This window comes from Winkia sp. UMB3158, from assembly GCF_030217145.1.
GTDB classification, from domain to species: Bacteria; Actinomycetota; Actinomycetes; order Actinomycetales; family Actinomycetaceae; genus Winkia; species Winkia anitrata.
Window position 1 is genome coordinate 38,923 of record NZ_JASONH010000004.1, and the last position, 22,802, is coordinate 61,724.

Sequence of the window (22,802 nt, forward strand, 5' to 3'; positions counted from 1 at the left end):
TAGCTTACTTGTTGGACAGAACTTCCTTGGCCTTTGCTACTACCGCGTCGGCAGTGAACCCGAAGTGTTCAAAGAGTTCGCCGGCCGCACCGGGCAGCCCGAAGGAGTCCATTGCGACTGCCTTACCCTTGCACCCTAGGTACTTGTACCAGGGATCGGGCAAACCGGCCTCTACAGAGACACGAGCGGTCACGGCAGCAGGCATGACCTGTTCCTTGTAGGCATCGTCCTGCTGTTCGAACCATTCCATGCAAGGTACCGAAATAACGCGGGCTGCTACTCCCTGCTTTGCCAGTTCTTTGGCTGCCTCTACTGCTAGCTGTACCTCGGAGCCAGAGCCCATTAGGAGGACGTCTGGGGTACCTTCGGTGTCCTTCAGGATGTAGGCGCCCTTAGCCACGTTTACCGTAGAAGCAAGCCCCTCTTCACCGCGGTGCAAGGTGGGCAGGCCCTGCCTAGTAAGGATCAGGCCGGCAGGCGCATCGCGACGCAGTATCTCTAGCCAGGCATAACCGGTTTCGGGGCCGTCCATAGGCCGAACTATCGACAGGTTAGGTATGGCTCGGTAGGCGGTCAGGTGTTCGACCGGCTGGTGGGTGGGGCCGTCCTCGCCGACGCCAATAGAATCGTGCGTCCACACGTAGGTGACAGGCAGATTCATTAGAGCGGCCAGGCGCACGGCGCCGCGCATATAGTCGGCAAACACGAAGAAGGTGCCGCCATAGGGGCGGGTTAGCTCATCAGCAGCAATGCCGTTGAGGATGCCACCCATGCCATGTTCGCGAATACCGAAGTGAAGGTTACGGCCATACTTATTTCCCTTGAACTTCTCAGAAGAACGTTCCTGCGGGAAGAACGAAGGCTCGCCGTCCATCATGGTCTTGTTGGACCCGGCCAGGTCAGCCGAGCCGCCCCACAGCTCCGGCACCAGAGGAGCAAGTGCGTTGATGACCTTCCCGGAAGCGGCGCGAGTAGCTAGCGACTTGCCCTCTTCAAACTTGGGCAGCGCCTCTTCCAGCCCCTCGGGGAGCTTGCGCTCCAAAGTTCTAGACAGCTGGGCGGCAAGTTCCGGGTTTGCCTTCTGCCACTTAGCAAAGCGCTCATCCCAATCGGCGCGTGCCTGCTTGGCACGCTCGGCGGCGTTGGCCCGAGCATGCTCAACAGCCTCGACGTCTACGTCGAAATGCTTCTGCGGATCCAGGCCCAACGCCTTCTTTAGGCCGACCAAAGCGTCCTCGCCGAGGGCGGAACCGTGGATCTCGCCGGTATTCTGCTTTCCTGGGGTAGGCCACCCAATGATGGTGCGCACAGAGATAAGCGAAGGCCTGTCAGTGACCTTCTTTGCTTCCTCGATTGCGGCGTCCAGAGCGTTGACGTCCTCGTCATAAGAACCGTCATCCTTCAGGAAGTTTACCTGTTGTGTATGCCAGCCGTAAGCCTGGAAGCGGGCGGGCACATCCTCGCTGAAGGCTATGGAGGTGTCGTCCTCGATAGAGATGAGGTTTTGATCGTAGAAAACAATTAGGTTGCCGAGCCCCTGGGTGCCAGCCAAAGACGCAGCCTCCGAAGTGATACCTTCCTCGAGGCAGCCTTCACCGACGATGGTGTAGACGTGATGATCGAAGGGAGAAGTGCCCTCGGGGGCATCCGGATCATACATGCCACGGGTTCGGCGCTGACTCATGGCGAACCCGACCGCGGCGGCAAAACCTGAACCAAGCGGACCGGTGGTGATCTCCACGCCCTTGGTGTGCGAGTACTCGGGGTGGCCCGGAGTCTTCGATTCGAACTTTCGGAACTGCTTTAGGTCCTCCAATTCCATGTCCATGCCCGCCAGGTACAGCTGGATGTACTGGATTAGGGAAGCATGGCCAATGGAAAGCATGAACCGGTCCCTACCGAGCCACCGTTCATCCTTCGGGTCGAAGTTCAGGTGACGCTGGAAGAGCAAATATGCCAGTGGGGCCAGCGAAATAGCGGTCCCCGGGTGGCCGGAGCCAGCTTCTTCAACGGCATCTGCGGCTAGGACCTTTGCGGTAGTAACCGCGCGTTTGTCGAGGTCATCCCACTTCACTGTCATGTATCTGCGCTTTCTCTTAGAAGAAGAATTAACACTTTCTTTGATAAGGATAACTGATTGTGATGGTACCCACGTCAAGGTGAGATTCGATTTGGTACGTTCCGCCAACAGCGGATTATGGTTGTGCCATGATGCCGCTTGAACAGCTCATATCCGCCTTCCTCACGCATGTAGGGGTGGAGCGGGGAGCTTCGCCGAACACTGTTGCCGCCTACAGGCGCGATTTGAGGCGTCTAGCTGGGTGGGCGCAAAGCCAGCAGCTGTCGCTGTCCGACTTTGACGCGAATACTGTCAACGATTTCCTGGTAGCAGTACGAAATGGCAAAGATGGCGGAAAAGCGCTTACCGCCTCTTCGGCGGCCCGTATGCTTGCCTCGGTGCGGGGGCTTGCCCGGTTTGGGCGTGACGAGGGCGTCTTAGCTACAGATTTTTCAGAGGGAGTGGATACCCCAAAGCAACCGCAACGGTTGCCAAAGGCGCTCACTATCAATGAGGTCGAATCACTGCTGGAGGCTGCCAGCGCAGGGGACGGGCTCTCTCCATTGCGGGATCGGGCCCTGTTAGAGGTTCTCTATTCGACAGGCGCCCGAATAACAGAAGCTATCTCATTGGACGTAGATGACATAGCTTCCGATGAGGATTTTGCTAGCTTGCGAGTAATAGGCAAGGGGCGGAAGGAACGGTATGTGCCTCTAGGGCGCTACGCCCTAGAGGCTGTGCAGGCATATCTGGTGCGGGCTCGCCCCGCCTTTGCGGCTAAAGGGAAGGGGTCGCCGAAACTGTTCTTATCCACCCGCGGTAATCCGCTTACACGGCAGGCGGCGTGGGTGATCTTGCAAAATGCTGCAAAGAAAGCGCACCTTGATACCCATGTATCTCCGCACACCCTGCGGCACTCCTTTGCCACCCACCTGTTAGAGGGAGGAGCAGATGTGCGCGTGGTCCAGGAGCTGCTTGGGCACGCGTCTGTTACCACCACTCAAATTTATACGAAGGTGACAGCGCAAACTTTGCGCGAGGTGTATCGCTCCTCGCATCCGCGCGCACTGTAGAGTATGTGGTAAGCCCCCACACGGGTTGTAAAATGACGATAGTTTAAGAGGGTGAGTAAACTGCAGCCAGGATTGATTCCAGTTCCGCCTGAAGGGGGCAGGGATCCCGAGTTTCCAGAACCGGAACCGCTTGCTACCCACGGCCCCGCGCGCGTTATTGCGATGTGTAACCAGAAGGGTGGGGTAGGAAAGACCACTACCACTATCAATCTTGCGGCGGCCCTCGCCGAATATGGCAGGCGTGTGTTGATTGTTGACTTTGACCCGCAGGGGGCTGCATCTGCCGGGCTCGGCATTATGAGCCACGAATTGGATCAGACGATCTACACGCTGATGACTAATCCCCGCATGGATGTGCACGAAGTTATCGAGCACACCGACTATGAGGGCCTTGATGTTATTCCGGCGAACATTGACCTTTCTGCGGCCGAAGTGCAGTTGGTCAACGAGGTAGCGCGTGAACAAATTTTGGCTTCTGTGCTGCGTCCGGTTCGTGATGAATACGATTTGATCATTATCGATTGTCAGCCCTCTCTTGGTTTGCTTACGGTGAATGCGCTTACCGCAGCCCACGGCGTCATGATCCCTATGGAAGCCGAATTCTTCGCTCTGCGCGGCGTCGCCCTTCTTGTTGAGACCATTGAAAAGGTGCGCGACCGGCTGAATCCGAGGCTGAAGATAGACGGTATTTTGATAACCATGGTTGACATGCGCACGCTGCATGCTCGCGAGGTTGTGGATCGGCTCGAGGAAGCCTTTGGGGACAAGGTCTTTAGGACCATGGTCAAGCGAACCGTAAAGTTCCCAGACGCTACGGTAGCGACCGAGCCCATCACTTCCTTCGCTCCTTCACACGAGGGCGCGCAGGCTTACAGGCGGCTGGCTCGGGAACTGGTAGCTCGTGGCGACGCAGCCTGAATTTAGCGTCAATCTAACTAATTTCTCCGGCCCTTTCGAACTGTTGCTGGGACTGCTGGCCAAGCGCAAGCTTGACATTACCGAGGTAGCGCTTGCCCAGGTTACGGACGAATTCATTGCTTATATGAAGCAAAGTCCTGACCTGTCGCAGACCAGTGAATTCTTAGTCACTACGGCTACCTTGTTGGCAATGAAAGCGGCATCCTTGCTGCCTAAACAGGAGGCGCAACGCGATGACATTGAGCTTTTGGAGGCGCGGGATCTGCTTTTTTCGCGCTTGCTGCTGTATCGGGTTTTTAGTGAGGCTACCGATGCGATCAAGGATCGCCTCGATGAGCAGGGCACTTTCTTCCCGCGTGAGGTCCCCTTGGAGGCCCATTTTGCGGCCCTGTTGCCCGACCTGGTGCTAAAGGCTGCGCCCACTGACTTAGCCAAGTTGGCTGCGGAAGCCATCTATTACCAGGAGCCGACAGTGGGGCTTGCTCACCTACATGATCCAATAGCCCCTGTCAGTCGCGAACTTGCGATCATTTCGGCCAAACTGCGCGCCGCAGGCAGGGCTAGTTTCGGCGAACTTACCGAGGACGCGGCTAACCTGCCAGTGGTGATTTCCCGATTCTTAGCGTTGCTAGAACTTTTCCGGGCAGATCAGGTTACGTTTGAGCAAGATGCCCCCATGGAGACATTGTGGGTCAGCTGGGTCGGCAGCGATACCAATATTGCCCTCGCCGACGACTACACAGGAGAGCAGGATGGATGAGCTGGCAGGACCACTGGAAGCGATCTTGGCGATTGCTTCAGAGCCCGTATTCGAAGCAGACCTGGCTTCCGCCCTCGAAGTACCTTTGGCAAGCGTTAGTGAAAGCCTAGTGCGGCTGCAGCAGGAATACGAGGGCGGCCAATCTCGCCCGCGCGGTTACAGGTTGCGCAATGTAGGGGGTGGCTGGCGCCTCTATTCCGCACCGGAATACGCTCCGATCGTTGGGAAATTCGTCACTAGAGGGCGGCGGGCGCGACTGTCCAGGGCAAGCCTGGAGACGCTTGCGGTTATTGCCTACAGGCAACCGTGTACGCGCACCCAGGTGGCGCAAATCCGCGGCGTTGCAGTGGATTCGGTAGTGCGTACCCTACTGTCTCACGAGATGATTGAGGAAGCTGGGGAGGCCCCTTCGGGCGCGGTGCTATATCGGACCACTGAACATTTCTTAGAACAGATGGGCATGAACAGCCTCGATGAGTTGCCACCGCTGTCTCCTTTTATGCCACAATCAGAGGACTTAGATAATATGCTCGCCGCGATGGAGGACCATGATGAATAAGCGCGACCCACACGTACCTAATGGAGTGCGACTACAAAAAGTTTTAGCCCAGGCAGGAGTCGGATCGCGCCGGCTGTGCGAGAAGCTAATTGCCTCGGGCCGGGTAAAAGTGGACGGCCAGATCGTACGCGAATTGGGCACAAGGGTTAACCCGAAAGCTGTATTGCATGTCGATAACCAGCGAGTCTTTGTAGACGATTCGCACGTCACGGTAGCCTTGAACAAGCCGTACGGGGTGATTTCTGCAATGTCGGATCCCGAGGGACGGGAGACCTTGGCTGATCTGCTTGTCGAGTACCCGGAGAGGCTGTTCCATGTGGGCCGTCTGGATCAGAACTCTGAGGGGCTGATCTTGGCCACTAACGATGGGGAGCTCGCAAATAGGCTTACCCATCCCTCCTACGAGGTGCCGAAGACTTATATGACCACGGTTGCGGGCATCTTTACGCCAAGTGAGGTGAAGAAGGCTCGTGAGGGGGTCATGCTTGAAGACGGCATCATCGTGCCGGATGAGTTCATTGTGAAGGATGAACATTCCAACCGGTCGCTAGTAAAGGTGACCGTCCACGAAGGCCGGTCCAGGCTGGTACGTCGCATGATGAAGGAGCTCGGACATCCCGTGGAGCGACTGGTGCGCACCCGCATTGGCAACATTTTCTTGGGCAAACTACATTCGGGGGCAACTCGAGCAGTAGATGGCGATCAGCTTGCGCAACTTATGAAGATGGTCGGATTGTGAATACCCAGTCGGTACTAATTGTCGGTACCGGCCTGCTCGGAACCTCGCTGGCACTTCGCCTTACTGACACCTGGCAGGTGTGGCTTTCCGATATTTCACCAGCTGCAGCCGCGTTGGCTCGAGACATGGGGGCTGGCAGCCTCTATGACGGAAAGAGCGTTCCAGACCTGGTAGTGGTGTGCGCCCCTCCGGATGTGGCGGGACAGTGCGTAGTTGCGGCGATGCGGCGTTATCCGAGCGCAGTAGTTACCGATGTAGCCTCTGTGAAGCAGGCAGTGGCCAAGGTTGTCGAAGAAGAGGCAGAGGATCGGACCAACTATATCGGTTCGCATCCGATGGCGGGTCGGGAACGATCGGGAGCATCTGCAGCTGATCGAGACCTTTTTGAGGGATGTCCCTGGGTGCTAGTGCCCACAAAGGAAACTTCTGAGAGGGCGCTGGGGCTGGTTCGCTCTGTGGCGGTAGAGGTCGGCGCAGTACCTTCGCAGCTGAGCGCGCCTGAACACGACCAGGCCGTAGCGTTGGTCTCGCACGTGCCCCAACTAGTCTCTTCGCTGCTGGCAGGGCGGTTGAAGGACGCACCTGCTAGGGCGATGTCACTAGCTGGGCAGGGGCTGCGTGACACCACTCGTATTGCTCGTTCAGACGCAGAGCTGTGGGCGGCTATCGTTGCCCACAACTCCGATGCGGTTGCCGAGGTCCTCGAAGCTTTCGCTCGGGATCTAGCCGAACTGCGGCAAGGCTTGGCGGCTGGCCTGCCCGCAGGGCTGTCTACTCCGGGTCGGATGGGCTCTGTTGCCAAAGTGATGCTTGCCGGCAACGACGGGGTAGAACGCATCCCTGGAAAGCACGGTGGGGCTCCCCGCCGGTACCTGGAAGTTTCAGTCCTGGTGCCAGACAAGCCGGGGGAGCTCGGCAGACTCTTTACGGAGATTGGTGAAGAGCAAGTCAATATTGAAGATTTTTCGCTGGAACACTCTGCTGGGGCGGCCGCGGGCGTGGCACGATTGTTAGTGATGCCTTCTGTGGCCCAGCCACTCGCTAGCGCGTTAGTTAGGCGCGGCTGGCAGGTACCTTCTGCAATGAATAGGGGTAGATGATGAAAGAATCGAAACTAGTAGTAGCAATTGACGGGCCCTCTGGGTCTGGCAAATCTACCGTGTCTAAGGAACTAGCCCGCGAACTTGCAGGTGCCTACATTGATACGGGGGCAACATACCGCGCACTCGCATGGTGGGTGCTGAACCAGGATCTTGACCGAAATGATGAGGCAGTGCTGGGAAAGGCTGCCCAAGAATTCCCGCTCGACCTATCTACTGACCCGGACCATCCCGGTGTCCGGGTTGGTGCTGAGGATGTAAGCGCCGCGATTCGCACCCCGGAGGTAACCGAGGTATCTTCCCAAATTTCCTCATGCGGCGCGCTGCGCGAAGGCCTAATTGCTAAGCAACGGCAACTAATAAAGGAAGTGGAGGCGCCCGCCGTTGTTGTGGAAGGGCGCGACATCACCACCGTCGTGGCTCCGCAGGCGCCGGTACGCGTGCTCCTCACTGCTTCTGAGGCAGTGCGCATGGCACGCCGCGGCGCCGAACTTGGAGAATCGGATTGGGCCGCCCTCGAAAAGCAGATCGTGCAGCGCGACAAACGCGATTCTAAGACCACTTCCTTCCAAGAAGCGGCCGAAGGCGTAACGCTGGTCGATTCTTCAGAAATGACAATTCCCCAGGTGGTTGATCAGATCAAAGCTCTTATTGTGGAGGCTGGCTACGACCACCTGGTTGACAAGACAGCGAAGGCCCTGCGTGCCGGCCTGGCTGACTACGACCTTAGCGAGGAAGACCTGGCGCTGCTGCAGACAAGCCCGCAGCAGGCTCAGGCCCAGCAGGTAGCCGCAGGCGAGCCTGTCGTAGCCATCGTGGGGCGCCCAAACGTTGGCAAGTCGACGTTAGTAAACCGTATCCTGGGCCGCCGCGCCGCGGTTGTACAGGATACCCCAGGGGTAACCCGAGACAGAGTCTCCTATGCTGCCGAATGGGCTGGCCACCGGTTCACCCTAGTAGATACCGGTGGTTGGGAAGTGGACGTCAAAGGACTCGACCGTACTGTGGCACACCAGGCGCAGATCGCTATCGACCAATCCGATGTGGTGATCTTCGTCCTCGACGCAGCTGTGGGGATCACCGCCACCGACGAGCACATTGTCCGATTGCTACGTAGCTCCGGCAAACCCGTTGTGCTTGCGGCAAACAAAGTTGACTCAGAGCAGCTCGAATCTGATGCGGCGGGCCTGTGGGCACTAGGAATGGGGGAGCCGCACCCAATCTCTGCTCTACACGGGCGGGGATCTGGGGACCTGCTAGACGCCCTCATGGATGTCCTCCCCAAGGAATCGGCTGTAGCGTCGGCAAAGCCAAACGACGGGGTATTCCGGATCGCCCTGGTAGGTAGGCCTAACGTGGGCAAGTCTTCCTTCCTCAATGCGTTAGCTGGCGAACAGCGAGTCGTGGTGCACGACATGGCAGGGACCACCCGCGACCCCGTGGACGAACTACTTGAAATTGACGGAGAACCATGGTGGTTCGTAGATACCGCTGGCATTCGCCGAAAGATGCACAAATCCAAGGGAGCCGATTTTTACGCCTCCCTACGTACCCAGGCCGCCATTGAACGCTCGGATGTGGCGGTCGTGCTTCTGGATGCCACCCAGACGGTCTCGGAACAGGACGTGCGCATTATCAATCAGGTGCTAGAAGCAGGGCGTGCTCTGGTAATCGTGAACAACAAGTGGGACCTGGTTGACGAAGATCGCCAGTACGACTTCAAACGCGAAGTTGAACGCGACCTAGGGCACGTGGCATGGGCACCCTCAATAAACGTTGCGGCAAGAACCGGCTGGCACACGAACCGGCTGGTGCGCGCGCTCAATGCGGCGATCAACGGGTGGACCACCCGAATTAGCACTGGAATGCTCAACTCCTACCTGGGCGAGGTAGTCGCAGCCAACCCCCACCCGGTGCGCTCAGGCAAACAGCCACGTATCCTATTTGGTACCCAGGTGCATGCAGCGCCTCCGCGGATCGTGCTGTTTACAACTGGGTTCATGGATCCCTCGTACCGGCGTTTCTTGGAGCGCAAGCTTCGCGAAAAATTCGGCTTCGTGGGTACTCCAATCCAGATTGCAGTTCGTGAAAGGCAAAGGCGAAAGAAGTAATGGCACTGACCGAAAAGGAACAGCTTGCAGCCGAAAACGACCAGCGGCTGAAGCAAGTCGAAAAAGACATTGCGAAGCTGCAAGAAGCGCCAGCGCAAATCAAAGAATTGGGCGCCCAGATGGGCAAGTTGATGCAGTACTACTACGGGCCATGGCGCGATGACCGGGAAGAACTGGATAAGGCCGGCAAAGGCCAATACGGCGTTTTGAGCGAGGATGCCATCTGGGACCAGATGTCAGATTACCGTGGTGCTTTGGAAGACCTACTGCACGAAGTAGAAACCGCGCTCAAGGACTACAAGAAATAGTCCGCCAGAAGCTAGCTAGGCGCCGCATATGGTAGGTGGCCTTTGGCAGAAAAATAGACCAAATATAGTTTTGGCCCCGCACGGAGGGTGCTGGGCCAAAACTATAGACTTTCGTCAACCTGACTCCTGACTTTAGGCTATCTGGCCTTAAGCCGTTCTAGCCTTCTTAGGCCATTAGACTTGGTACTAGCGCAGGTGGGCCTCGGCGTACATGTCACCATAGGCCTTTAGAGCGCTCGGGTGCATGATTGCCCAAGCTAGAGAGCTCACTGCAAATAGGAGCCCACCGACAATGGCCAGCGGAGCAGTAGCGGTAACAATACCCGCCACAATCAGCACGGAACCGACCAGAATAGTCAAAGCCAAAGCAACGTTTCCCAAGCTAATCTTAGAGGAAGTTTCGTTTGCAGTTACAGCGTCCATGTCAAATCCTTTCTAGTGGGTCGCACCTTGCGAACTCGTCCCCTATAGTGCCGATATCGCCGCCACGTTGCAAGAGCTAAAGGGGCAATTGGCACGTGCTAGCGCAAGACAGAATTTGGGTGCTACTAAACAGGAAAAAATCCGCACAATAACGCCAACTTATGCCCATAGAGAGCAGCTGATAAATGCCTCACAGCCAAGATGCGTTAGCATAATTGGCGCGTGCCATCGCCGCATGAACAAGTCACAAACGGCGAAGGGGGGACGCGGGCAAGAAAAACGCGTGGACAAGAATTTTCAAAGAGGGGGCGCTATGCAGGCTCGAGGCGGACTGGCCCCAATCAAAATGGGACCCACCGGCTGTGCGGACCTCACCCTCCTTCAATGGATGCAACAACGATACGAAAAACTCGATGCCACCGAGCTCAAAAAACTGTTTGCCCAAGGTGCCTTCGTTAATTCCGCAGGCGATGCACTTGGGGCGGATACGCCCTCGGAATTGATAAGGCAAGGGGTGTATTTCTACCGTCCTATAGCCGACGAGGTTGATACGCCAATCGAAGTTCCAGTGCTAGCGCAAACCGAGAACTGGATAGCGGTGGATAAACCAGCAGGATTAGCAACCATGCCCAGGGGCGCCTTCGTGGCCAGATCGGTCACTGTTGCACTTCGCAGGCAAGAGCGTAACGACGAACCCGTGCCGGCTCACAGGTTGGATAGACCAACTGCGGGGGTCTTGCTTTTCACTAAAAGGAAGCAAGTTCGGGGCGCGTACCAAAAATTGTTTGAAGAGCGGAAGGTACAAAAGTCGTACCGGTTACTTGCTCCCACTGCTAGTCTGCCTGACAGTTTTTCCTTTGAAGCTCGGATTTACCGGGTAGACGGGCAGCATCGGGTGGGCGTAGCACACACCGGTGAAGCAAACTCTTACACTAAGTTTCGTAGACTCTCGAAGAGAGGAAACATTTCACTGTACGAGGCGCGCCCGCAGACAGGGAAAATGCACCAAATTAGAGCCCATATGGCAGCCCTCGGTGCGCCACTAGTGGGCGACCGCTTGTATGGGTGGGAGGGAGAGCAAGTACCACTACAGCTCTTAGCCCATTCATTGTCCTTCGGTGATCCGTTCGCTAAGGCAGTGACTCTCCGAAGCAAACAGCACCTTCCACTGACAGAAAAAAGAACCGCACTGCTGAGACATTTGTGAACTCCGCAGATAGCATTGCCCTTAGGAACGCATAGAAGGAGTTCAGATGTCGTTAGCAAGTGGAATTATGAGGGGCATAACCGGCGCCTTCATTTTGAATTCCGGAATTGGGAAGCTAAGCCTAGATGAAGAGGGTGCCAAGGGATTGCAGCAGATGGCTGTAACTGGCATCCCCGCGTTGAAAGAACTTGATGGGAAGACTTTCGGTAAGTTTATCTCGTCCTCGGAAATTGGTATTGGCGCGGCGCTGCTTTTGCCCTTCATTCCGCGCAAGTTGGCGGGCCTAGCGCTCTGTGGCTTTTCAGCAGGCATGCTGTCAATGTATTTCCGCAATCCCGAGATGACACAGTCTGACGGGATTCGTCCGTCCGAGCAGGGCATTCCGCTAGCGAAGGATTCGTGGATGCTAGCTATCGGGGCTGCATTGGTAACCATGAAGGATTAGCAGTAGCAGATACAAGGGGGGGCTACGGCCCCCCCTTTTTTTGTTTTGGCACCTCCCACCAAAGCAATGGGACCCGAGCGTCGTTGCTGCCTGTGGAGCGTCCCGGAAAAACCTTGTGCCCATGCATGATCTTGTAACCCTCAGAAGTTAGGTTGACCTAATTTCCCCACTAAGCCTAGACTGATAACCGTTGTCATTAACAACTGTGTCCGGCCGGCACCTAGAGATTCAATACAAGAACAAGCAAGGGGAAATAGTGAAACGGTCAATTGTGGGTATGAGCGCTTGCGTTCTGCTCGCCCTCACCATGACTGGGTGTGGGGCAGGACAGAAAGCTGCAGGCCCAAGCCAAAAGGCGAAGAATCAAGTCAACGTCGTAGCAACAACCACCCAAATCTGCGACTACGTCACCCAGATAGCCGGTAGCCGCGACGCAGATTCTAAGCTCGCCCTCAAAAAGACGGATGCTACCGGAAAGACCTCAAGTCTTGGAGCAGAGCCTAAGAATGCTAAATCGACTATCAACCTGACCTGCTTGCTGGCACCCAACGCCTCAGCGCATGAACACGAAATGACGCCGGGACAATCGAAAGCACTATCTGAAGCTGATGTCATGCTTGTTTCCGGGGTAGACCTGGAGCACTTCCTAGACTCAGCAGTAGAATCGTCCGGTTTCCATGGAACCATGGGTGTCACGTCCGGCGTGCTTACCGCCGATGAGGTGGATAAGAAAGAGACAGCGGCAAAATTGCCTTACAAGGTGGATCACGGGGTCGCCAAGGTAAACGTTCGCAAGTGGCCATTCCCTCCGGAGGAGGGCGAATCTGCGCCCGAGTTCCAATATGACCCACACGTGTGGACCAGTCCGCGCAACACGATCGTGCAGGTGCAAAACATTGGAGCCATTCTAGGGAAGGTTTCCCCACAGAATAAAGATCTTTTCGACAAGCACGTTCAGAAATACACTGCGGCGCTGCAGGATCTAGACAAGTGGGTAGGCGAGGCAATTGCGTCCGTACCGGCTAACCATCGCGTACTATTCACTTCTCACGATGCCTTCGGCTATTTCTCGGCTGACTATGGGGTGAAGTTTATCGGTGCGGCCCTATCTGATTTCAACGCGCAGCAGGATGCGACCGCTACCCATATTCAGGAGGCAGCGAAGCAAGTGAAGGACTCCGGTGCAGTTGCTCTGTTCGCCGAAAACTCAAACAATTCGAAATCCATTGAGGCAGTAGCGCGGGCCGCGGGTGTGAAAGCAATTATTGGCGACGACGCACTCTACGGTGATTCGCTCGGCCCTGTCGGTTCGGCAGGGGAAACCTACATTGGTTCGATCATTCACAACGTCACCACCTTGGTGAAGGCGTGGGATGGCACTGTTCCTACCCTGCCAGCGTCGGTGAAATAGACGAAAGGTGGCGTCTTGAATACAGTTTTGGAAATGGCTGACGCTAGCCTTGCCTATGGTCGGAAAATAGTGGTCACCGGCCTAAACGGTACTCTAGCCGAGGGCGAAGCTTTGGCACTGATAGGCCCCAACGGCTCAGGGAAAACTACTTTGCTCAAAGCTCTGACCGGAGCGGTTCGGATAGCATCTGGGGCAATCACGATGCCGCCCGGGGCAAGCATCGGTTACGTTCCGCAACATCTAAATCTAGACGCCACCTTTCCCATCACGGCAGCACAGGTGGTAGCGATGGGCTTGCGTGCCCAGACGGGGATACTCGGCCTGCTGCGGGCCGAACACAAAGATCGCTTGAAAAAGGCTATCGCCCACGTAGGGCTACAGGAGAAGGCTGGGCAACGTTTCGGTGATCTTTCAGGCGGGCAACAACAAAGGATATTGCTAGCGAGAGCCCTAATCGCTGAGCCGACGCTCTTACTGCTCGATGAACCGTTCAACGGGCTGGATGAACCGAATCGGGCGAGTTTATTGCGCATCATCTCGCAGGCGAAAGCTAGCGGGATTGGGGTGGTGGTATCTACCCATGACATCGAACTGGCACAGAAAACCTGCGATAAAGCGTTGCTGCTAGCAGGGCGTCAGGTGGCCTACGGGTCGCTGCAACAAGTGCTTTCTGAACAACTGGTAGACGTGGCATATGGAAAGAGGTAACGCTCGTGCTAGCGGAGCTTTTTGAAATGATGCGGGCCGCATTAGCGCCGATTCCCGGGTGGGGATTTATTTGCAGTGCCCCATACCTGTTCAGGCCATTTTGCCTGCTAGTTGTGCTTGCGGTTGCTGCTGGAATTGTTGGCACCGTAGTCAATTTGCGGTGTGCAGAGTTCAATGCGGAAGCCTTGGTGCACGGCGTATTTCCGGGCATCGTAGCGGGGGCAATATATGGGGGAATCGACATGATTCTTCCCGGCGCTGCCATCTGCGCCATCTTCGTGGTGTTGGCCCTTGTGTGGGCCGGCAGCAAGGCTGAAATAAGCGAAGGCGCAACCGCTACTGTCCTCACTACGTTTTTCGCCCTCGGGGTGGTGCTTTCCCTAAAGAAAGGGGATATGTCCGGGCAGCTTGAATCGCTCATGTTTGGCCGACTGTTGGACGTGACGCAAGTGCGGTTAGAACAATCCCTCCTGGCATGCTTAGTGGCGATTCTTCTGGTCGGCATCACTTGGAAGAGTCAAATAATTGTTGCTTTCGATAGGGCAAGCGCATCCGTGCTTCGCATTAACACCTTCGTGATTGACCTGTTCCTAAATGTTGCAATTGCCGCAGTGGTAGTTTCGGCCGCATCCGCGGTCGGGGTGTTGCTCGTGATCGGATTCCTCGTGATTCCTGGTGCGGTTGGTCGGTTGCTCGCAAGGAGCGCTTCATCTATGGTGCCGATAGGAATTATTGCGGGCTTGCTGGCAGCATATGTTGGTTTGGTAGTACTTAGCCTACCTTCCACACATCCGGTATCCCCACAGGGGGCTGTATGCCTGAGTTTGTGTGCGACTTTTGTTGGTGCCCTAGCTATTCGCTTCGGATGTAATGCCCCCGCAGTTGCCAACCTATTGAAAATAGGGAGGAAATAATGGTGAGTTTGTGGCACATAGTGTCTCTGCCGCTGTTGGAGGCTGTAGCAGTGGGTGCGTTATGTGGTCTGGTCGGTTCGCTTGCACTATTGCATAAGCGTATCTTCTTTGCGGAATCTATTACCCATGCGGCTTTCCCAGGAGCGGTGTTGGGGGTAGTGGTAACTGTCTGCTTCGTGAGTAGTCATTCCTGGCTTTCGGGTGGATTATTTGTTGGAGCGGCGGTGGGGGGAGTAGTGCTGTCAGCGTTCATGCATGCAGTCGCCACAGTTCGGGGGATAACCGCAGAAGCTGCTGCTGGAATAACCCTTACCTTAGGTTTTTCAGCTGGCTACTTTCTAAACAAATGGTTCTCTCCATTACCACTGAAAATAGAATCATTCCTAACTGGATCTCTGCTCTCTTGTACGAGGGTGGACGTGTGGGCGAGCGTGAGTGCCTTGTTATTGACAGTAGCCATGTGGTGCTTTGGAAGACAGGCTCTTATCGGTGCTGCGTTTGATCCGGTTGGATTCCGAGCCAGCAGAGGGCGGCTGGGGTTGTGGCGCTTCAGTATCAATGCGTTGATCATTATTACTGTCACGGTCATTATTCCAGCTGTGGGCACCGTGGTTTCTATTTCGTTGCTAGCGGGACCTGCAGCAGCATTGAAAACAAAATTCCACTCGAGTGGCGCATACGTACTGGCATCAACTCTGGCGGGGGCGGCGGTCTCGGTAGCTGGTCTAGGGCTAGCGGTTTGGCAGGCGCTTTCAGCTGGCGGGTGCATCGCCCTTCTGGCAGGGGCATTCTTCCTAATGGTAGAGGGCATTTCCTGTCTTGGCAGTGCTGCCAGGAGGCCCTCGATTGCTGCCTGGGGTGGCGAGCGCGAGAGGTGTTTACTGTCACAAGATGCGACGATCAGGTAGATCTAGTTTGGAGATACGGCGGGGGGTTGCTATTCTTTTCTAGTCGGAACGGGCTGTGGCGCAGCTTGGTAGCGCACTTGACTGGGGGTCAAGGGGTCGCAGGTTCAAATCCTGTCAGCCCGACGAAACGAAACCCGCTTCGCTTGGCAGTTAGCCAGGCCGAAGCGGGTTTTTCTATACCGGCAAGTGACTGAGACGTATTGCTGGATGCGATTGGTGGTATCGACGGGTTGCGGTACGGCCAGCACAGCGAAAAAAGAATCCCATATGTTTCTATCGTGACGCAAAATTTATGGAGTTCTTATGCACGCGTGTGCATCTACTTCGGCTTAAATATCCTAAATGTTTGTTTTTGCTCAAATTTACTACCTTATGTTGGCAACTGAATGGACAAGTAATCCGACTTTTAGGCAAGGTGGCGCCAAATATAGAAACTTAGAGTGAATTCCCGCTACGTTGCGTAAATAATGAAAGTGCTGACTCGCCACTATGAGGTGGCGGGCACGATTGTCAAAGTTGACGGTTTCGCTTTATCCGAGGTGGGAAGAGATTTGCGTGCTAAGGGGAAGATAATCCGGATAGTCTCATTACTGTCACTACCTTGCTTATTGCTTAGTCTTATGCAGCTGGTTACGGCTAGCCTCGAATCGGTAGCGAGGGCTAACTCTGACCTGGCCGTGAACCCAATCTTTGGTATGGGAGGAGAGGATCCTTTCCCAGCCGATCCGCAAAGACCAGACTCCACGGTAGATGAAGGTGCGCAATCTGTCGCGTTTGTCTTTGGGCTTGGTTATAGGTCAGGATGGGCCTCAATGGGAGGTGAAACCAGAACTCTTGCTGGGCGACTTTGCCCGAACGAAGAAAAATGGCCTGACTACTACAGAAAACAAGCTGACAAACGCACCACCGCCGATGGCCGATTCTGCCGAAATTGGGACACTAATATAGCTTTCGAAGAAGAAATGAAGAGGCACCGGGGAAGTTCCCTAAAAGTAGGCATTTATACTTTTGCGCGTAAGGCTGACGAATCAAATAACCGCCTATACCATAACACTCCTAATCTAAAGGCCACCTCGTTACAGAATAAGGCTGGCTACGACGCTGTGATAAATAAGATTCGATCCCTGGATGGATCTAAAGATGGTCGTGGCAGTAGTCCAGATCACGCCTGGGGAAACAATCTGCAATATGGATTGGCTCAAGTGTATAAAGACATGGCCGATTATGAGAGTGCCCAACGGAAGGCAAACCCTAATGTTGCTCCCAAGCCGTTATACACAAAGATAATTGTACTTACACACGGCGACAATAAATACTATCTGCAGGATACTGTCAAGAAAAATGACAAGGGCTGGTACGAGGCTGATCTCAATCAGCTCGATGTAGATGGCAATTTTGTAAACAGGCCGGAAACTGAGGCGAATGGGTACTTCCGTCGTAATCGCCTAGACGCTAGGCCTGGTACGGCTGGAGCCTTGGGTGTAGCCAACCTTATCCGAGGCAAAGGTGCTGAACTGCGCATCTTAGGCATGGGGGATTGGTCAGAGAAGATGTCTCAATATGGCGATACCCTCAAGGCTCTTGCGGAAGCCACTACTAGCGGAAAGGAAGGTCGCTACCAACACATAGACTTCAGTTCGAAGGGGGATAACGATTATTGGGTTACGCCTGGAAGCTATGAATACTCAGACAACCAGATCGTAAATGGAACTCTTGAGCGCGTGTTGCGCCAATGGATTCTTGAAGAAAAAACAATTTCAATTACATCTGATTGGATCGATCAAGATTTTAGATATGTAAAACCCAATGTGGGGCAGTCCATCAATATGACTGTAGCGGGGGGACGCTCATACGCCCTCAAGACAAATCAGTTGGGTAGAACCTTTGTGCGACTAACCGGGCAGGATACCGCCCACGGCGTGACCATTCAGGAACAGGGAAGTTCCGGTAAGAAGCTCTCTACCATGCTCGCCAACGTGCCTCGCTGCTGGGGCGTAAACGTGAAAAATGGAAAGAGTGGCGAACTTGAGGCGGAGCCCGAGGCATTGGCAGTAGATAAGGACGGCAATGGCGGATTCAATATTTCCGGTCAGCAGATGGAAGATTACCGTTCCATCAAATGCTCAATGTATTCACGCCCCCTGCAGCAGGCTCAGATAATCAAGAAGGGGAAAGTAACTAACGAACAAATCCGTTTCGAAGTCGGCGGCTACCCAAGAGGTAAGCCAGTCAAATTTGTTGGTGGTGCGCGCTATAGCTTTACCTACTCGTGCGCAGATCCGCTAGGGCAGCATCCGAACACTCTGATTGTGGAAGGAAAAGCCCAGCGGTTACTCGAAAACGTGAACGTTGCGGTAACGATGGCCCCCATCAATATGGGCAAACTTCCGGTAGGGGCAAGATGCGCGGTAAAGGAGAAAATCGTTTTGCCCTCTGGGCGCCCTAAAGAGGAATTAAACCGTCTTTTCACGTCTGTCAATAAGTTGTCATCACAACATCTGGAGTTGGAAGACAAACAGAACCACTCTGACAAGGGGCAGGCAACTTCTGCCTCGGCTACCGGCGTTGTGCGCTGAGCTGATGGAAAGCAGCCGACCAGCCAGTTTATTTCCGAGACAATTTATTCCTCAATCACCGCGTCGGTGACGCTGGACGTGCGTTTTACAAATTCTGAGGGCGACGAGCCCCTGGCCCGGAAGATCGCAGCGGGCCAGCTACCAAAACAGGTACCGATTTACTACAACTGCAGGTTCATGGCCGATCCTACGAAGCCTCCTGAACTACCTGAGAAGAATCAGGGCTCCTACCCGGGATACGTTGGGGCCGGGTATGTGAGCGTTCCTACTACTGGCGGCAAAGTTAGTGTCGGTAAAGTGGCCGGTAAAGACGCGTGGCCGGTGGGTACTCACTGCCTGTTCTCTACGACGCCGCCAACCGGCACTAATACTCCTGCCGGAGCGAAACCGGTGAATGTGCCCGGCTTTGAAGTGGAGCACTCAGTTACGTCCAATATTTGTTCAGAAGATGCAGCTGCGAGGCCGAAGAACGCTAAACCGTGTAAAGGCGATTATTTCTGGGTGCACTCCGGTGGAGAACACCAGGTGCGCATCACCCAGGATCTCAAGAGGCTTCATGGGCAGGTACGACTAGCTAAGGTCCTGACCGGCAACGCCCAAGGTGAAGGTATCGGACATAAGTTCGCCATGCGTCTTGAGTGCGAAGACGAGGGAATAAAACTACCGGTGGCCGGCAGTTCCCAAAGTTACGCCTTCTCGCTGGCCCACGGCAGCCCGAAACTAATAGATGGCGTGCCCGCTGGGGCCAATTGCAAGGTGATTGAAGAACAAACTGACCTACCCAACGCAAGTGTAATCACACCCGAGCCGATCGCGATTGCTCCAATAACTGACGTGAACCGGGTGGTCGATGTCCGAGTAAATAACCAGCTGGACTTCAAACTTGGAACATTGAAGATTGCGCACGCTACTAACTTCGGTCCAAACCTGACTGAGAAAGATTTACAGGAGAAGCTGGTTCAGGCTCGCAAAGAGATAACCGTTTCCTGCCAGGCACCTGGTAACTCCCAAACTGTTACCCAAAATGTCTCAATAGACGGTGACGGTGAGGTAGTCCTGCCCAACGAGATTCCCGCCGGCTCAAGATGTTCAGTTTTGTCCAGGCCCGAAATCCTCACGGGTAGAAAGGTCGACTACACCTCCCACAGCGCAGAGGTAGTTGTGGGGGCAAACCAGACAAAAACCGTGCAGATTAGTACCACCTATTCGTTACCAAAGGCGGGAGCCATAAAGATTTCGCCTAGAGTGCGTCAGCGCCCTCAGTACGAATTGTTAAGTAAGAAGGTTCCCCGGGCGGCTACCGGCACACTCACATGTGGGGCGATCGAGAAGCAGATTAGTTTGGATCTGACCACCGAATCAGCGAGTACTCTTGAGGGCGGTGACCTGCCTGAAAATACGTCTTGCACCATGCGAATTACGTTAGGGCGCAACCCGTTGCTGAAGAGCTACAGCCAGGCCAAAATTGGTGAAGATGCCCGCGACCGGGTGAAAGGTGATACGACGAGTTTCTCCTTCACCTCGCCTTCGCGTGATGGTGCTTTGAATATCGAATTCGACGTGTGGTTTGAGGTCGCCAGAGCTGAGCTGACACTGACCTCAAGTGCTGACGTCTACACCAATGCCTATAAGAGTGAGCAGAAGATTCCTGTACCCGCAGAATGGAAGAACGCGCTTTTTGCCCGTGATGACGGAGAATTCAAGGTACAGGCGAGTCTGTCCTGCAACTACAGTGAGGCGGGAAAAACCGAGAACGAAAAAGTCCCAATTGAGCTGCTGCCCAGGGAAGAAAACGTCACTACAGTGCCCGCGCCCATTGGGTGGAAGTGCGAGCTCACCTCGGAGCCAGGGTCGTTGCGGATTCCCGGAGCCGATCTTGAGTCGGCGAATTGGACCATAGCTTCGTCCGACCGGGCTGTAGGCGAGTCACACCATGCTTGGCAGGTTGATGGTCCGGCAAGAGCAACCCTAAATGCCGCCTACCGGATGCAGCTGGCTTCCTTCAACGTGAAGAAGAAAGTCGGCGGCGAGGGCGTAGCTATCGTCTCTGGGGCTAAGCAGTTTGCTGTGAATATTTCGTGTGCGCTGAATGGGCACAATATTCCTATTCCTGCTCCGCGAAAGGTCCCCGATACCAATTACGATGCCGCAGCGACGTTCGCAACAGATTTGCAAGCGAGATTGGCTAGTGTGGCACCTACTCAGCAAATTGGGATAGGTCGTTTCCAACAGGGGGAGTGGAATCCGGTAGACGCCATTCCGGCAGGTGCCAAATGCGTGCTGGAAGAAACCGATGATTCGGCTCACGTAGATAACACTTCTGTATATCGCTATTGGGAAGTATCGGAAGGGTACCGAGGCCGCGAGCCTTCCCATAACTGTGACGAGAATTCGAAGGTTTGCCGTCCTCTTGTGGGGCGCTCAATTGGAACGACGGAGGTGTCCCTACCCAGAGATAAGGCGCCTGCTGCCAATGAGTTCTATAAGGCAGCGGTGGATGCGCGCAAGCGGTTGATCGAAACTCCGTCTGGAAAGAAGGAAGTGCCCGCCAATCCGACGGTGCCACAGACTTTGCCCGAGAATTTTGCGGGAACTATGGTCGTGTGGAACAACTATGACTTCCAAAAGACAGAGGTCCAGGTTGGTTTGCGCGTAAGTGGTAGCGGTGCACTCCTTATGAAGGAGAAGGACTTTTCTGCCCGGCTTTATTGCCGCCCACCGGTAACTTTGACCGAGGCGGAGCAGGACGAATTGCCTGAGGGCGCCAATAGTGCGGGAATTATCCAGGCAGAGCTCCAGTTCAGTGCGCGAGGTGACCATTTCGAGCCGGTCGTAGCAGCGCAGCAAATCCCAGTCGGCTACTCCTGTGCGTTGGCCCAGCGGGCTCTGCCAACTTATGACACTGAGGTTACGGCGAAGATTGAGAAGGATCCGACACAGCCAACCACCACGGTAGGGGCAGACCAGCTGCGGGAGTTCTTCAGCTACGCAGGTGGGAAGAAATCGCTGGTAGATGTAGACACTAATCTTGCGATTTCTGACAGCGATCAGGTTTTGCTCGCTTTCAGAGTTCACCCGTCGCTCTCGGGGCCGGGCTTTCCTTATCCCAGGACTAAATTTACGATAACTGACCGGATTGACCGCAAAGCGGGCAAGCTTTCGGTTCGCCATGTACTAGATACTCCTGACGGGGTTGGTCGAAAGTCCATAGGCAAGGCCCTGTTAGCAGACGGCAAGGTGGGTTATACCTTGCACTACAGGTGTGAGGACGCCTTTGTAAAGGATAAGAATGGCAAGCCTGCTGTAACTTCCGGTTCAGTTGAGTTGCCGGCTCAAAGTGAGTTACAGCTCTTCGGGACGAGCCGTTTTATGCCGGCAAGTTCTACGTGTACGCTTTGGCACACGAATGCGCTGGCAGATCCGTTACCTGAGTATAAGGGCGAGGTAAAAGTACTCCCGTCTGCTACTTTATCCACATCTCTTGGGGAGCAGCCTTTCGGGGGAATAGGCGAGGGCGAGATATCTTCTGTGAGGCTGTCTACTGCTCTGGGTTACCCGAATGGTGCTTTGGCAACCTTTGTTGATGACTACTTCTATGGCGTCTCCACTTTCCAAGTTGGTACTGCAGTTGTGGGCAAACGCAAGGATGACGTCGAGGTGTCTGGGCTGCATTATGACTATCAGTGTGCCTGGCCGCATTTGCCCGGTCCGGATGATCTAAAGAAGCTCACGGGCAAGATAGAACCTGTAGTGGCGGGCACTTATGCTTCTTTGCCCAGCATGCCACAGGCCGCAACTTGTAAGGTCTCTTCTAGGAAGCCGACTCCTAAGCGGTACGTGAAGATGCTCACTCACTGGGTCGACTGGCAGGGAGAGATTGCGCCGGCCGCTCGTGCTGGCCGCAGTGAGCGCGCTGCTTCGAGGGAAAGCACGCCGGAACCGGAATTAGAAGAGGGCGACCCGCTGCTAAGTGCAGAGTTTAAGGCTGCGCCTAGGACAGAGCTGACTTCCGACCCGTTCAGCTTCACGTTGGATAGAAACAAACCTAAAGGCGTCGTGCTGTACACAGCACTGAATAATGGCGCCAAGGTGGCTATCCAAAAAGTCGATCCCAAGGGCAACGTGGTCCCCGGGGCAACATTTGAGCTGTACAAAGAGGGCACTCCTGACCAAGCCGAGAAACTTGTGAAAGATAAGGACACTGCGGGTACGTACCTGCCTCTCGAGGAGTTAGATCCGGGCAGTTACTACCTTCTAAACACTAACGGCGGGGCTCATGCCGGCGAACAACTGCCGTTCCCCTACAAGTTCACTGTCGCCTCCGGCGGTAGTGACGGCACTATCACCTTGAGCGAGCAAACCCGCAACAGCGGTTTGGTCCAGCTGTTCACTCCCGATGGCACCAACTCTTCTGGAGGTGCAGATTCGCTTCCTCCAACGGGTAGGTGGACTATCCAGTTAGCTGACGTGAGTGTGGGAAATCTACCGCTGACCGGGGGAGCCAGACCATGGGTAATCCTTGCCGGGTTAGCGCTTCTAGTGGCGGGCGCCGTTAGAGCTTTCAAACAGAAATAACCATAAGA

At 55.0% G+C, this 22,802-nt stretch carries 18 protein-coding genes and 1 tRNA gene; 17 read left to right on the plus strand and 2 right to left on the minus strand.

Features of this window, described 5'->3' with window-relative positions:
* Window positions 1–4: 4 nt before the first annotated feature.
* The gene (gene tkt, locus QP400_RS05165) at window positions 5–2,080 is read right to left on the minus strand and encodes a transketolase (protein WP_239181370.1); all 2,076 of its coding nucleotides are present in this window, start codon (window positions 2,078–2,080) and stop codon (window positions 5–7) included.
* Window positions 2,081–2,211: 131 nt separating this feature from the next.
* Between tkt and xerD the strand changes: the two genes are divergently transcribed.
* The 8 genes from xerD to QP400_RS05205 all read left to right on the plus strand — a co-directional run bounded on the left by xerD (window position 2,212) and on the right by QP400_RS05205 (window position 9,627).
* On the plus strand, window positions 2,212–3,132 hold the full coding sequence (gene xerD, locus QP400_RS05170) for a site-specific tyrosine recombinase XerD (RefSeq protein ID WP_048707558.1): 921 nt from the start codon (window positions 2,212–2,214) through the stop codon (window positions 3,130–3,132).
* Between the two features lie 162 nt (window positions 3,133–3,294).
* On the plus strand, window positions 3,295–4,050 hold the full coding sequence (locus tag QP400_RS05175) for a ParA family protein (RefSeq protein ID WP_410482977.1): 756 nt from the start codon (window positions 3,295–3,297) through the stop codon (window positions 4,048–4,050).
* Window positions 4,034–4,810 (plus strand): segregation and condensation protein A, encoded by a 777-nt coding sequence (locus QP400_RS05180; protein WP_048707363.1) that lies wholly within the window; start codon window positions 4,034–4,036, stop codon window positions 4,808–4,810. The genes QP400_RS05175 and QP400_RS05180 overlap by 17 nt, the downstream gene beginning before the upstream one ends.
* A complete protein-coding gene (scpB, locus tag QP400_RS05185) occupies window positions 4,803–5,369 on the plus strand; it encodes an SMC-Scp complex subunit ScpB (RefSeq protein WP_048707361.1) in 567 nt (188 codons plus the stop codon). Before QP400_RS05180 ends, scpB begins: the two co-directional genes overlap by 8 nt.
* Complete coding sequence (locus tag QP400_RS05190; RefSeq protein ID WP_004805065.1) at window positions 5,362–6,108, plus strand: pseudouridine synthase; 747 nt, start codon at window positions 5,362–5,364, stop codon at window positions 6,106–6,108. Before scpB ends, QP400_RS05190 begins: the two co-directional genes overlap by 8 nt.
* On the plus strand, window positions 6,105–7,208 hold the full coding sequence (locus QP400_RS05195) for a prephenate dehydrogenase (protein ID WP_048707358.1): 1,104 nt from the start codon (window positions 6,105–6,107) through the stop codon (window positions 7,206–7,208). Before QP400_RS05190 ends, QP400_RS05195 begins: the two co-directional genes overlap by 4 nt.
* Window positions 7,205–9,319 carry a ribosome biogenesis GTPase Der gene (gene der / locus QP400_RS05200; RefSeq protein WP_004805068.1) on the plus strand — a complete coding sequence of 705 codons (2,115 nt, stop codon included), beginning with the start codon at window positions 7,205–7,207 and terminating at the stop codon, window positions 9,317–9,319. Before QP400_RS05195 ends, der begins: the two co-directional genes overlap by 4 nt.
* Entirely contained in the window at window positions 9,319–9,627 is a 309-nt protein-coding gene (locus QP400_RS05205) for a DUF4298 domain-containing protein (RefSeq protein WP_004805071.1), read from the plus strand. Before der ends, QP400_RS05205 begins: the two co-directional genes overlap by 1 nt.
* A gap of 186 nt (window positions 9,628–9,813) precedes the next feature.
* On the opposite strand, the gene QP400_RS05210 is transcribed toward QP400_RS05205, so the two are convergent.
* On the minus strand, window positions 9,814–10,050 hold the full coding sequence (locus tag QP400_RS05210; RefSeq protein WP_004805073.1) for a hypothetical protein: 237 nt from the start codon (window positions 10,048–10,050) through the stop codon (window positions 9,814–9,816).
* Between the two features lie 388 nt (window positions 10,051–10,438).
* Here QP400_RS05210 and QP400_RS05215 point away from each other — a divergent pair, with 388 nt between their 5' ends.
* The 9 genes from QP400_RS05215 (at window position 10,439) to QP400_RS05255 (ending at window position 22,794) form a co-directional block, all read left to right on the plus strand.
* On the plus strand, window positions 10,439–11,257 hold the full coding sequence (locus QP400_RS05215; RefSeq protein WP_285462553.1) for a pseudouridine synthase: 819 nt from the start codon (window positions 10,439–10,441) through the stop codon (window positions 11,255–11,257).
* 46 nt (window positions 11,258–11,303) lie between these two features.
* The gene (locus tag QP400_RS05220) at window positions 11,304–11,702 is read left to right on the plus strand and encodes a hypothetical protein (RefSeq protein ID WP_004805077.1); all 399 of its coding nucleotides are present in this window, start codon (window positions 11,304–11,306) and stop codon (window positions 11,700–11,702) included.
* A gap of 253 nt (window positions 11,703–11,955) precedes the next feature.
* Window positions 11,956–13,113 carry a metal ABC transporter substrate-binding protein gene (locus tag QP400_RS05225; RefSeq protein WP_419636447.1) on the plus strand — a complete coding sequence of 386 codons (1,158 nt, stop codon included), beginning with the start codon at window positions 11,956–11,958 and terminating at the stop codon, window positions 13,111–13,113.
* A 33-nt stretch (window positions 13,114–13,146) separates the two neighbouring features.
* Entirely contained in the window at window positions 13,147–13,821 is a 675-nt protein-coding gene (locus QP400_RS05230) for a metal ABC transporter ATP-binding protein (RefSeq protein ID WP_285462554.1), read from the plus strand.
* 5 nt (window positions 13,822–13,826) lie between these two features.
* Entirely contained in the window at window positions 13,827–14,735 is a 909-nt protein-coding gene (locus tag QP400_RS05235; RefSeq protein ID WP_004805082.1) for a metal ABC transporter permease, read from the plus strand.
* Window positions 14,735–15,643: a metal ABC transporter permease gene (locus QP400_RS05240; RefSeq protein WP_004805084.1), complete on the plus strand. Its 909-nt coding sequence runs from the start codon at window positions 14,735–14,737 to the stop codon at window positions 15,641–15,643. The genes QP400_RS05235 and QP400_RS05240 overlap by 1 nt, the downstream gene beginning before the upstream one ends.
* A gap of 49 nt (window positions 15,644–15,692) precedes the next feature.
* A tRNA-Pro gene (locus QP400_RS05245) sits at window positions 15,693–15,766 on the plus strand.
* 350 nt (window positions 15,767–16,116) lie between these two features.
* Entirely contained in the window at window positions 16,117–18,219 is a 2,103-nt protein-coding gene (locus QP400_RS05250) for a hypothetical protein (protein WP_141740510.1), read from the plus strand.
* A 78-nt stretch (window positions 18,220–18,297) separates the two neighbouring features.
* Window positions 18,298–22,794, plus strand: coding sequence for a DUF5979 domain-containing protein (locus QP400_RS05255; protein WP_040314653.1), 4,497 nt, complete (start codon window positions 18,298–18,300; stop codon window positions 22,792–22,794).
* Window positions 22,795–22,802 lie beyond the last annotated feature (8 nt).